Here is a 12,517-nt window from a genome sequence, read left to right as displayed (position 1 = left end):
CCCGGCAGGGTGATGTCCAACCCTTGCGGCTATTTGACCGCACACCCCAAGCCGGAGGATAGGATCATGCGCAAACGCTTGTATTTCCTGCATCCTGACCACGATAGCGCCAAGCGCGCCATGGACGAACTGCTGCTCGCCCGTATCGAGGTCAAGCACATCCATTTCATGGCCCGCGACGGCACCAACCTGACTGGCCTGCACGAGGCCAATCTGCTGCAGAGCTCCGATATCCTGCACGGCGCAGGCGCAGGCTTGCGCTGGGGCGGCATGACCGGCCTGTTGATCGGCCTGGGCATGATCTTCGCCCCCATAGAAGGCATACCCCATGGCGCGGCAGCCCTGGTGACCTTCCTGTTCGGCGCGGTGTTCGGCTGCTGGGTCGCCAGCATGGTGGGCAGCTCGCTTCCCAACAGCCATATCAAGCCGTTCGAAGCTGACATCGCCAATGGCAAGATCCTGTTGATGGTGGACGTACCGATAGGTCGTGTCGCCGAAATTGAATCCATGCTGCAGCGCATGCACCCGGAAGCAGAAGACCGCGGCCTGGACCCGGTGATACCCGCCTTCCCCTGATGGCGAGCGCCATGCCATACCACCCTGGCGCCTCCCCAAGCGGAGGCGCCAGCCTGCCCTTGGGGAACACTTACCCCCTGTGCATACCGGTATCAAATCGTCTTTTCCAGCCTGGACACGCATAACATAGCGGCCCATGGCCGATCTCCCCCTCTACCGTCAACCCGCCTTCCTGCTGCTTTGGCTGGGCAGTGTCGCCTCCAGCTTCGGCCTCGCCATCGCACTGCTGGCCGAGACCTGGTATGCCGTCAATGTGCTGCAGCTGAAGGCCGAACTGGGCTATGTCATGCTGGCCGGCACCGTGCCCCGCATCGCCCTGATGGCGCTGGGTGGCGTACTGGCTGATCGCCTGCCGCGTAGCCGCATCATGGCGGCCAGCTTCATGGCCCGCAGCCTGCTATTGCTGGCCATGGGCCTCGCGGCCTACCAGCAGGTGCTGACCCTGCCCTTGCTGATCCTGCTGGCAGCAGGTTTTGGCATGCTCGATGCCCTGTATTGGCCCGCACGCGACGCCATACTGCCCGCCATCATCCCGCCAGCCCAGTTGGGCCAAGCCAACGCCTGGATGCTGGCAACCAACCAGCTGGGCATGGTGGCAGGCCCCGTCATCGGCGGCATCCTGCTGGCGGCCCTGCCCTTTGCCGGTGCCTTTAGCCTGACTGCCGGCCTGATGCTGGCAGGTGCCGTGGCCGCAGCCTGCATTGCCGAGCCCTCAAGATCGGCCCGACAATCGCGTGCCCTCTGGGCAGAGCTGCAGGAAGGCCTGGCCTGCGTGCACGACACACCGGTGCTGCGGCTGCTGCTGATCATCTACGCCATTGCCAATCTGCTGTTCATGGGGCCCATGGGCTTTGCCCCGCCACTGCTGGCAGCCAGCTTGCCGGGGGCCAGCGCAGGCCTGCTGGCACAGCTGCAAAGCGCCTTCGCCGCCGGCATGCTGGGCGGTGGCGTGCTGCTGGCACTCTACCCACCGCGTTACAAGCGGCTGCAATTCATCTGCTGGATCATCGCCCTGGAAGGCCTGCTGCTGGCCGCACTGCCGCAACTGGGCGCCACCGCCGCCACCGCCACCCAGTTCGCCATCGGCTTCTGCATCGCCTGCAACAACGTACCCATGCTGTCGCTGCTGCAGCAACACACCCCGCCCGAACGCATAGGCCGCGTCATGAGCCTCAACAGCATGGCATCGCTGGGCCTGACCCCACTGGCCTACGGCATCAGCTCGGTGCTGCTATCGGCCGGTGCATCGCTGGGCCTGCTGGCTGCCAGTTGCGGTATCGCACTGGCCATGGTCTGCGCAGCCGTGGCGGTGTTGTCGCCTACGGCAAGGGCGGTCCGGTAGCATAGGCATGAGTGCGGCCCCCCCAGCCCCCCACTTCTAGGCTAGACAAGGTGCGAGTCACCAATCTCAACGCCACAAACATTGGATAGACAATGAAAATATCGCTCTACAGCAACGCTGTATTGCGACGAAAGTGGGGTTTGGAAGCCCCCTAAAGTGCGGACTTAGGCAGCCCGTGATACAGACACCTGCGCCTGCGAACCTCGGCGTAACCGTGAATACTCCCCCCCTCTTACCCATATGCAATGGGCAAGATATGCTTATGTAATATTCAAACACCATTGCGCCACCCCTAGCGCTCGCCACTCCTTCACCAAACGCACCATGCCCCTTCCCTACCCAGACCCCGCCACCTTCACCAGCCAACCCAGCTTCACCGATAACGCCGATGACCTCGCATCGCTGCTCGATAAACACTTATGCGGCAACCGCGACGATGCCCTATGGCTGCACCAGATTGGTATGGCCTTGCAGCCACACGATGCCGGTATCGATGCCAAAATTTTTCCCACCCTTTTCATCGATGACGATGACGATGGCGATGATGATGAAGAAACCCAGCCGGCTGCCCTCCAGATTGCCATCAAGCTGGAACAGGTATTGGAAAGGGTAGACCTGACCGAGGACATGTCAGAGGCGGGTGAGCCTTTACGCGATGCCTTGCGCTGGAGCTATATGACGCAGGCGCGCGCACAGGCGCGGGATGACGATGAGTTTGAAGCGTTGGAGCTGGCACAGAAGGCCGTGGAACTTATGCCATCCAGCACGTGTACTGGCAACCACGGCTCTGCCTTTATGTTGATGGCGCAAATGCTGGATGAAGTGGGTGGCAATGCGCAAGCACTGGTTGCGTCCATCCACAGGCTGGTGGACAGTGGGGGGAGCACCGCCCATCTGCTGGCACTGCCAGCAGACTTCTCAGCACTGGCCGCCCATATCCTGGCACAACGACAACTGCAGCAGAACGATCAAGATATCGTCCTGCCCCGTCGCCAGCTATCCGATAGCTTTTTTCGCTTTCGCTATGCCGAGGCAGAGGAGCGCCAGGCACTGATCGACCGTGGCCTCGCCATGCCGGATGGAGACAGGCAGTGGACGGAAATGGCGCGCACCTATCTAGCGATGGATTCCGGCTGGCGCATCCACGAGGGTGATCTGTATTTGCCCGATGGCGAGACCATCGTTGACCTCAATCTGATCGTTACCGGGGATTTGATCTGCGACGTGTACAGCGATGAGGGCGAATGCACGGTCCTGATCCTGGGCGACCTACGCTGCCAGCAGGTCTTTTCGGTCTATGGCCTGTTTGTCTGGGGCGATGCCATCGTTGGCGACACCGTCTACCAGTATTACAACGATTGGGCCTTTGAAGTGGTGGGTACGCTATCGGCCCGTGGCTTCATCGTCCAGGACAAGTCGGCTGGTGCCCACAAGACCGTGCTGGACTACCACTACAACAGCTATGGTTTTGACAATCAGCTGTCTGACCATGCGATGTACTGGGCCGGTCTGAACCCGGAAAAACGTGGCGGGGCCAGCATGAATGTGCTGCGGCGCGCCTACGCCAACGGGCGCTCGCCCTACCCCGCCCCGCCTGCCCATGAAGCACGTGTGCAGCAGCACGGTGAAGCGCGAGCCTGGCAACGGCGTATCGTGGAAGGTAGCCTGACCGCGGAAGAAACCCAGGCCAAACTGGCCGACCCCGATTGGGCCTGGCAGATTGCCAGCCTGTTGCCCGCACCTTGCTGGACACCTGCGCTGCTTGAACAAGCCGGCCACCACCCCGAGCCACGCATCCGGGCACGGACTGCCGCACGCCTGACCCAGGGGGCAGATACACTCTTCGCCCATTTGGCGTCAGACCCGGTGGCCGCCGTGCGCGCCGAAGCGGCCTTCAATGCACACTGCCCGACTGCGCTGTGGCCCGCCTTGGCCGGCGACGAAGACGCCGACGTACGCGCCGCCCTGGCCTATGGCCGCTACGCCTGCAAGACCGCCTTGCCAGAGGCCTTGCAACTGGCCCTGGCCAGCGATCAGGAAAGCCGGGTACGCCGCGCTATGGCAGTACAGACCGATCTGGTGGATACGGCCAGGCAACGCTTGGCCCAAGACCCGGATGAAGTGGTACGGTCGCGCTTGAAAGAACCACGGTAGCTTCAGCCATGGGCAGCAACAAAACAGGCCGCTCATGCGGCCTGTTTTGATTTGCACTACCCAGCTTAGAACCGGAAGCTCCCATCACTCCGCGTTACCGAACCACCGCAGGCAGGTGTGGTGAACTCGCGATTGCCGCTGGCCGTGGCCTGGTTGCTCTCCCAGGTGGCACTGCTGCCATTCCACTTCACGTACTTGTACTGCGTGGCCGTTGCTGGTGGCAGGTTGGCGGTGCCGCTCCAGGTCGCGTTGCTGCCGCTGCCTTGTGCCGTCAGGGCATAGCCGTTGGCAGGCGTCCAGTTGCCCAAGGGAGTCTGGTTGCCGACCACATAGACACGCTGGCCGCTAACGGTGCTGGCATTGGCGATGCTGAATGCCACCGGCACGGATGTGCAACCGCCACCGCCTGTGCTCTTGCTCCAGACGGCGTACTGGTTGCCTGAGGTACGCAAGGTCCAGCCTGCGCCGGGGTTCCAGTCGGTGGGGCCTATCTTCATCGCCACCTTGCCGTCGACAATAGCCGCATAGAGACCCTGCTCGGCGCGCTGTATGGCCACCGCAGAGGTCGAGCTCAGGCCTTGCTCCTTGCGGACATCGAGTATGGCCTTAATGGCCCCCTTCAACCCCCAGTTATAGGCATGGGCGTAGTACACACTGGGGATGCCCGGGTGGGTCAGCACATAGGCGTAGCCCTGCATGACCTTGTCGCAAGGCACAGGCCAGTGGTTCTGGCCCACGCCGCAGCTCTCGCTGGGGCCGGTGTCGTGGTTGTCGACGAAGGTCACCATCTTCTGCCCCCACCAGCCTATGCCACCAGCGGGCTTGCCGCTGCCATCGCGCAGGCGGCCATACTCGTTGTAGCTGAGTGCCTGGTTGAGCAAACCCTTGGTGGTGAAGTCGAACACGCCGCACTTGCCTGCCGTGCCGTCCACAAAATTGACCAGCAGCTGGCGATGCCCGTCCACGTTGTTGAAATTCAGGTCGGTCCAGACCTCGCCCACGCAAAAGCTGGGGTTCATGGCATCGTGGTAGAGCGCCGCATAGCCCGGCGCATAGCCTTTTGAATAATCGTAACGTATGCCTTTGAAGCCCACACCCTTGAGGCGGGACGATAGCCAGGTCTTGATATCGTTCTGCACCACGGTCTGGCTATGGTCCAGATCGCGCGCGGCGGCATAGCCATCGCCCGAATCGGCGTTGCCGCACTTGCCGGTCCATTCGTCGCTACTGACCACGGCATTGCAGCCCCAAGTCGGGTTGGTGAAGTCCCCCCAGTTGGTGGTGCCGATACGGTGGTTGATCACGACATCGGCCACGCTGTGTATGCCCTGCCCGTTCAGTGCCGAGATAGCAGCGGTCAGCGCAGCTTCGTTGCCGTAGTTGGAATCGAGCTTGTTGAGCTGCCGCGGCAGGTAGCCCTCGCGCGAGCCAGCATCGGATGGCGGCGGGAACCAGACGTGGGTGATGCCCAGGTTTTTCAGATCGCTGGCCTTGGCTTGCAGATCGCCATACAGCTGACCATTGGCCGAGTTCCAGTGAAAGCCTTGGAACAGCACAGCAGTGCTGGACTTGGCCTGTTCGGTTGCGGCCAGCGCGGGCAAGGCGGCGGCCACTGCGCTTGCCAGCAGGCTGGCACGCAGAAGGTGTTGCAGTTTCATGTCGTCACTCCGGTTTGATTTTTTATGTGCTTGTTGGGTTGAGGCCGTACCGTCGTTATGGTCTGTTGCGGCAACTCCTTGGCCATGCTGCAGCCGGCTTGGGGTTGAAAAAAGGCCGCCCTCTCGGGCGGCCTGACAGTTTACATTTCCACAAACACGGCGGTAGTCCTGGCCGGCACGCTAAAGCTGCCGGCGGCGCTGCTGAAGACAGCTCCCCTCACCACAGCATCCGCCCCGGCCTGCAGCACGGGGTGCAGCTGCAGCGTCTTGCCGCTGCTGCCTGCCACCGTGGTGGTATGCGCCACCTTGTCTGCATTGAACAGCACGAACACCGTCTTGTAGACCCCCCCGGCGTAGCCGGCACCATCCAGCTTCATGACGATCAAGCCCGGCAGTTGCGCCGCCCCCGCATCCGGAAAGCTGACCCGTGCCTGCACGTCGGCAGCGGTACGCAGACGGAACAGCGGGGTGCTCTTGCGGATGCGCAGTAGATCCTGGAAGGCACTACGGCTGGCGGCAATATGGCTGCTGCCGACCTTGAGGCCAGCGTCGGCCAGCAAGGGCTTCATGATGCTCCAGTTGTCACCGTTCTTGTCCTGTATGGGCAAGCCCACCGCCCAGTTGTTGCTGGTGCCGCTCCAATCGATGCGGTTGAACCAGTCACCCGAGTTGTAGGAATCACGATCCAGCGACTTGGAGCGCAGTAGATCATCGCCCGCGTGGAAGAACGGCACCCCCTGTCCCAGCGCAACCAACGACAAGCCGACCACCTGCGCCCTGGCTCGATCAGCGGCACTACTGGCGCGAGGCAAGCGGTACTGGCTGATATCGAACAGCGTCTGGTTGTCGTGTTTGCTGACATAGCTGATCAGCTCTTGCGGGTCCGCCGTATAGCCGGCCGGTTGGCCGTTATAGTCGATCTGGCTGCCTTTCTTGCTGGCACCGGTGTAATCGACCAGCGTGTAATCCTTCAGGTTGCCCGCCAGACCGAGGCGTATCAGGTCCTGCGCCTTGAGGGCGCTATTGCGCTCATCCGCAGTACAAGCACTAGCGTCGTTCTTGTCCACGCACTGGCCATTGATAAAGCCCTGGTTGCGTACCAGCCACTCGCCACCATCGAACGGGCTACCACCCCGGGCGGCATCGCGCAGGCGATCACTGAACGAGCCTATGCCCGTGCCGGCAAGATTGAGCTGGCTGGCCTGCTTGAAGCGGGCATTGTTTTCCACCTCGCCAAAGTTCCAGCCCTCGCCGTACAGGTAGATCTCTCGGCCGGCGGCCGCATTTACCTCGGTCTGCAGCCGCTGCATCACGTCCAGCGGCTGGTGGCCCATCAGGTCGAAGCGGAAGGCATCGATCTGGTACTGGCTGGCCCAGACCTTGACCGAGTCGATCATCAGCTTGGCCATCATGGCGTGCTCGGTCGCGGTATTGGAGCAACAGGTGGAGTTGGTGACCGCACCATTGCCATCTAGACGATGGTAATAACCGGGGACGATGCGATCCAGCACCGATTTGCCGTCCTGGCCCGATGCCGGCGTATGGTTGTAGACCACATCCATCACCACCCGCAGCCCGCTATCGTGCAGCGCCTTCACCGCAGTGCGCATTTCCACCGTGCGGGCCAAGCCATTGGGGTCGGTAGCATAGCTACCCTCCGGTGCGGTGTAGTGCAGCGGGTCATAGCCCCAGTTGAAGGCATCGCTGTCGCGCACGGCTGCCACGGCAGCTTGCTGGCTCTCGCCATCACCCGCCGCGGCGGTGTCTATCGCTGGCACTTTCTGGTCTGCGGCCAGCTCGGGGGCGCTGGAGATATCGTTCACCGGCAGCCAGTGCACATGGGTCAAGCCCGCCTGCTGCAAGGCTTTCAGGTGCTTCATCCCATTGCTGGTGCCATGGCTGAATGCCAGGAACTTGCCCTGATGGTTGGCAGGCACAGTCGCATCATTGGCCGAGAAATCACGCACATGCAGCTCGTACAGCGCAATATCCTCGGGCGCAGCCAGTGCCGGTATGGCGTGGCCATCCCAGCCTGCCGGCTTGGTGGCTGCTGTCGTCAGGTCGGTGATCAGGCTACGGGTGCTATTGGCCGACAGGCCCAGCGAGTAGGGATCGGTTACCGTATTGATCTCGACCTTGCCGGTACTGCGGGCATATACCTCCACCCGGTAAGCGTAATACCGGGCGTTGATCCAAGCCGCTTCACCATTGGCACTCCAGATACCCGTATTGGCATCCAGCTGCATGGTCAACGAGCCGGCGCTAGGGCTGGTCGGGCCATCAAACAGCTGCACATCCACCGACCTCGCTGTCGGCGCCCACAGCCGGAACACCGGCTTGCCGCCTTCGATCACTGCGCCCAGCGCCGCATTGGCTGCGGCACTGGCGTACAGATCGTCCAGCACCGGCCCCGTCTGTACCTGGCTGCCATCGACTACGACACCGTTCACCGTCTGCGACACCACCAACTGACCTTTGACCAGGCTCTTGGCATTGGCACCTGCCGCCAGCTTGAACGCAGGCGCACCGGCCAAGTGTGGGTAGCGGGCCTTGAGGGCATCAGCCAAGGTGGTCGCCGCCAGGTCTATCACACCATCGGCACCGCTGATGCCACTGGCCCCCAGCACCATGCCGCCATTGGCAGCATGATGCAGCTTGTAGCTGGCGCTCAGGCTGGCGCCAGGCCAGACCAGGGTATCAGCAGTCAACCACACAGCCTTGGCCGACGAGAGATTGGCGCTGCTCTTAGCCGGCTCGCTACTATAGACCGTGCAATCACCATCCTTCACCCATACCTGCTGGCCCTTGCTGGCGATATCTGCCGCAAAGGTCGCCAATTGATCGCTGCCGCACAGCTTGGTGGCATCCTTGCCATCGGCCGTCGGGACGGTGATCAGGAAGTCCATCTTGCCCTTGGCCACATCCACCTCGATATCGGTGTAAGCGCCGTAGGCATTGGTCTTGTCAAACAGGTAACGGTTGCCGGGCCAGCCGGTAGAAGGCGTCTTGGGGCCGGACCAGGAATACACACCCCAGTCCTTGTAAACACCATCCTTGCGCCAGAGATTGACGCGCAGATGGCCTGCCTTGATTTCAGCCGTGGGTGGGGTAGTCGTGCCGCCGCCGTCACTGCCGCCGCCTCCACCGCCACAGGCGGTGATCAGCAAGCTGCCGGCGAGCGCCGCGCCAAACAGGCGCAGCCGGGCCCAGCGGCCCGAGTCGCTAAGGTATTGCATGGGTCATCACTCCGGTTTATTCGCCGCCGGGTATCCCGGCTGGCTGGTTTATTGTGCGGTGCAGCGTAACTACGGGTAAGCAAAGTCCTGAAACTACACAACTTTTTGCTGCACTCGGTTATTTGTGCCCCAGGACTGGCGCGAGGTCAACGCCCAAGACAAGACAGGTATGACAAGTAGTTTTACAACCTTGCTGCAACGGGCTTCGTCGTCATACAAGCCGGCATGCGCCAATCTAAAAACAAAAAAACGCCAAGCACAAAGTGGTTGGCGTTTTTCGTAGTCTGCACATTAGCAGCTACTTGTTTGGCACAGCCCTGCAGCAAACCAGGCCGTATCAGAGGGGCTGCAGATCCAGCTTTTCAAACAACTGGCGATCGCGATCCGCCTCCGGGTTGCCGGTGGTCAGCAGCTTATCCCCATAGAAAATGGAATTCGCGCCGGCCAAAAAGCACAAGGCCTGCACCGACTCCGGCATCTGCTGGCGGCCGGCAGACAGACGCACAAAGCTGCGCGGCAAGGTGATGCGGGCCACGGCTATGGTGCGCACGAACTCGCTCCAGTCTATGCCTTCCTGCTCCGCCAGGGGCGTGCCCTCCACCTTGACCAGGTTGTTGATGGGAACAGACTCGGGTTGCGGATCCAGATTGGCCAACTGGGCCAGCAGGCCGGCACGCTCCTCGCGCGTTTCGCCCATGCCCACAATGCCGCCACAGCAGACATTCATGCCCGATTCCCGCACCTGCCGCAGGGTATCAAGCCTATCGTCGTAGCCACGGGTACCGATGATATCGCCGTACTTCTCCGGCGCGGTATCCAGATTGTGGTTGTAGTAATCCAGGCCAGCGTCCTTCAGCTCCCCCGCCATGCCTTGCTTGAGCATGCCCAGGGTGGCACAGGTCTGCAGCCCCAGGGCCTTGACCCCGGCTATCATCTGCTTCACCTCGTCCAGATCACGCTGCTTGGGGCCACGCCAGGCTGCCCCCATGCAGAAGCGCGAGGCACCAGCAGCCTTGGCTGCCTGTGCCGCCTGCAGCACCTCATCCAGCGGCATCAGATCCTGGCTGGTGACACCGGTGTCATAGCGCACCGACTGCGGACAGTAGCCACAATCCTCCGGGCAGCCCCCCGTCTTGATCGACAGCAAGGTGGACAGCTGCACCTTGCTGGCATCGAAATGCTCGCGATGCACCGTCTGCGCCATGAACAGCAAGTCATTGAAAGGCAATGCAAACAACTCCGCCACAGCCTCTACCGACCAGTTCTTGGCCTCGGCATGTGGTACGGGTTTCTTGTGGAAGACAACAGCGTTGGGTGCAGCGGCTTGGTTCATGGCGGGGAAGCATGTCTCGTTATCGTTATGCTAATTTTTGGGCCTACCGCCGCACTTGTCAAATATTCAACGCAGCAAAATTTGACTAGTAAACCACCCCGCCCCCCGTGGAAGCTGTTTGGTTTAAGTCAGGCAGGCTCAGCAGCCTGACTGGCGTATGGCGGTTGTAGTTAGCCGCCGCCACTGCGGGCGGGATATGCCCCATCAGAACGAGATAGCGCTGACGGTTGATTCCCAAGACACCCGCTTCAGCCTGCAACGGTACGGTCGAAAGTGGCCTCCCCAAATGGTGAATAGTTCACAACTACATGATTTGTAACAAATCCATGATATGAACGTCCTTTGCCTGAAGTTCCACCCTAAGGATTTGTCATGAGTCGTTCCGCACTTTTTAGCTGTCTCCTCGCCTGCACCGTGGCCATTGGCCTGCCAGCACACGCTTCAGACCCCAAGGCCATTACGGTTGGGCTGATTGCACCGACCAACGAGGCGGAAACGCTCAAGAAATGGCAACCGGTGCTTGATGACATGGCCGCAGAACTGAAGGTGCCGGTGGTCGGCATGCCGGCCAAGGATTATGGCGCCCTGATCAAGGGTATGGCAGATGGTAAGGTGCAGGTTGCATGGTTTGGTCAGAAATCGGCCTTACAGGCCATCACCGATGCGCATGGCGAGGTGTTCGCCCACCATGTGAAGGCAGATGGTAGCAAAGGCTATTCATCGCTTTTGCTGGCGGCCAAGAGCAGCCCGATCAGGTCCGTGGATGAGGTCATCGCCAGCCCCGGCAAATATAGCCTGGCAATGGGCAAGCCCAGTTCGACCTCGGGTTTTCTCATTCCTATTTACAACGTGATCACCAAGAACAAGCTGGAAATGAAGACCCATTTCAGCCGCCTTCAGACGGGTAGCCATGAAGACAACTTCCTGGCGGTTGCCAATGGCAAGGTGGATATCGCCACGAACAATACCGATGACTTCGACAACTTCCGCAGCAAGCATCCTTCGGAGTATGCCAAGGTCAAGGTAATCTGGACTTCGGAGCCGATAGGGCTGGACCCTATGGTGATGGACAAGCGCCTCAATGCACCACTCAAGCAGCGGATTGCCGGCTTCTTCAGAGCCTATGGCAAGACTGCCCAGCAGAAGGCGCGTTTGCTGCAGGCCAATGAATTGGTGGGGTTTGCCCGGGCCAACAACAAGCTGCTGAGCCGAATTGCTGATCTGGAAGCATTCAATGAGCAATACACGCTGATGAACGATGAATCGCTCACTTCCGAGCAAAAGGATGCAAAGTTCAAGGTGCTGTTCCAGAAGCACAAGGACACGTCCCGGCTTCTCGGGGGCAATTGAACGGGGTTGCGCAAGGCTGTGATGGGGCGACCGGCTCAGGTAGGCATGATGCTCGCTCCGCTCCTGATCGCCTTCAAGGAAGTTGCCCGCCAGGGCAGTGTGACGGCGGCAGCCAGGCAGCTCGACTGCAGTCAGCCCACGATCACAGCCCGAATAAGGCAGCTGGAGGAACGCTACGCCGTTGAGCTGTTCCACCGTCGAGGCAGCAGGCTGGATTTGACCGATATCGGCACCCGCCTGCTACCCTTGATTGATCAGCTGCTGCAGCAGGAAGGGGATATCGACTTCTTGCTGCGGAACGCAGGCGCACTGCGTGGTGGCAGTTTGCGCATAGGGGTCACAGGGCCTTATTACATACTGCCCAGCGTTGCCGCCTTCAGGCAGCAGTATCCCGCTGTTGAAGTGAGCATAGAGGTGGGTAATTCCCAGGCTGTGCTGGAGGCGCTCGATGAATATGAAATCGACCTGGCTGTTTCATCGCACGAGGTCGAGGACAGCAGGCTGGAGCGCAGGACCATCGCAGCCGACCCCTTGGTATTGATCGTGCCGCAGCGGCATCGGCTTGCCGCTCTTGCGGACATTTGCCTGGCCGATCTGGCCGATTGCAACCTGCTGCTGCGCGAGCCGGGCTCCATGACCCGCAAGCTGACGGAGCAGGCCCTGCAAGGTGCCGGCATCAAACTGGCGTCTTGTATGGTGATAGGCAGCCGTGAGGCGATCTGCGAGGCAGTCAGGCTGGGCATGGGCTGCAGTCTGATGCCGCGTGGCGAGGTGCCTACACAGTCTGGCCTGGCCATTTGCTCCTTGCGCGAGCCTATCCCCGTCTTGCATGAGTATCTTTACATCTTGAGTACGCGCGCGCACAACC

The 12,517-nt window shown here is 61.0% G+C and carries 8 protein-coding genes; 5 read left to right on the top strand and 3 right to left on the bottom strand.

Going from position 1 to position 12,517, the window contains the following annotated elements; translation table 11 throughout:
* Positions 1-66 precede the first annotated feature (66 nt).
* From QWZ03_RS10290 to QWZ03_RS10280, 3 genes are all read left to right on the top strand, one after another.
* Complete coding sequence (locus tag QWZ03_RS10290; RefSeq protein ID WP_290332627.1) at positions 67-576, top strand: DUF1269 domain-containing protein; 510 nt, start codon at positions 67-69, stop codon at positions 574-576.
* Positions 577-712: 136 nt separating this feature from the next.
* Entirely contained in the window at positions 713-1,918 is a 1,206-nt protein-coding gene (locus tag QWZ03_RS10285) for an MFS transporter (protein WP_290332626.1), read from the top strand.
* Between the two features lie 324 nt (positions 1,919-2,242).
* Positions 2,243-4,072 carry a hypothetical protein gene (locus tag QWZ03_RS10280; RefSeq protein WP_290332625.1) on the top strand — a complete coding sequence of 610 codons (1,830 nt, stop codon included), beginning with the start codon at positions 2,243-2,245 and terminating at the stop codon, positions 4,070-4,072.
* A 65-nt stretch (positions 4,073-4,137) separates the two neighbouring features.
* Here QWZ03_RS10280 and QWZ03_RS10275 read toward each other — a convergent pair whose 3' ends face one another.
* From QWZ03_RS10275 to bioB, 3 genes are all read right to left on the bottom strand, one after another.
* Entirely contained in the window at positions 4,138-5,730 is a 1,593-nt protein-coding gene (locus QWZ03_RS10275; RefSeq protein ID WP_290332624.1) for a carbohydrate-binding module family 20 domain-containing protein, read from the bottom strand.
* 140 nt (positions 5,731-5,870) lie between these two features.
* Positions 5,871-8,966, bottom strand: coding sequence for a pullulanase-type alpha-1,6-glucosidase (gene pulA, locus QWZ03_RS10270; protein WP_290332623.1), 3,096 nt, complete (start codon positions 8,964-8,966; stop codon positions 5,871-5,873).
* 337 nt (positions 8,967-9,303) lie between these two features.
* On the bottom strand, positions 9,304-10,299 hold the full coding sequence (bioB, locus tag QWZ03_RS10265; protein ID WP_290332622.1) for a biotin synthase BioB: 996 nt from the start codon (positions 10,297-10,299) through the stop codon (positions 9,304-9,306).
* A gap of 372 nt (positions 10,300-10,671) precedes the next feature.
* Here bioB and phnD point away from each other — a divergent pair, with 372 nt between their 5' ends.
* Complete coding sequence (phnD, locus tag QWZ03_RS10260; protein ID WP_290332621.1) at positions 10,672-11,649, top strand: phosphate/phosphite/phosphonate ABC transporter substrate-binding protein; 978 nt, start codon at positions 10,672-10,674, stop codon at positions 11,647-11,649.
* Positions 11,650-11,694: 45 nt separating this feature from the next.
* Positions 11,695-12,517: LysR substrate-binding domain-containing protein (locus QWZ03_RS10255; RefSeq protein ID WP_308447542.1), on the top strand; the 823-nt coding region annotated here is incomplete at its 3' end.

The sequence above is a fragment of the Chitinimonas viridis genome, assembly GCF_030409555.1.
GTDB lineage: Bacteria > Pseudomonadota > Gammaproteobacteria > Burkholderiales > Chitinimonadaceae > Chitinimonas > Chitinimonas viridis.
The sequence above is the reverse complement of the archived record's forward strand: the minus strand, read 5'-3'. Positions and strand labels throughout refer to the sequence as shown.

Bases quoted from the DNA above. Each gene is read 5' to 3' on its own strand.
- QWZ03_RS10275 (WP_290332624.1), bottom strand. From the start codon at position 5,730: ATGAAACTGCAACACCTTCTGCGTGCCAGCCTGCTGGCAAGCGCAGTG.
- pulA (WP_290332623.1), bottom strand. From the start codon at position 8,966: ATGCAATACCTTAGCGACTCGGGCCGCTGGGCCCGGCTGCGCCTGTTT.
- QWZ03_RS10280 (WP_290332625.1), top strand. From the start codon at position 2,243: ATGCCCCTTCCCTACCCAGACCCCGCCACCTTCACCAGCCAACCCAGC.
- QWZ03_RS10290 (WP_290332627.1), top strand. From the start codon at position 67: ATGCGCAAACGCTTGTATTTCCTGCATCCTGACCACGATAGCGCCAAG.
- bioB (WP_290332622.1), bottom strand. From the start codon at position 10,299: ATGAACCAAGCCGCTGCACCCAACGCTGTTGTCTTCCACAAGAAACCC.
- QWZ03_RS10285 (WP_290332626.1), top strand. From the start codon at position 713: ATGGCCGATCTCCCCCTCTACCGTCAACCCGCCTTCCTGCTGCTTTGG.
- phnD (WP_290332621.1), top strand. From the start codon at position 10,672: ATGAGTCGTTCCGCACTTTTTAGCTGTCTCCTCGCCTGCACCGTGGCC.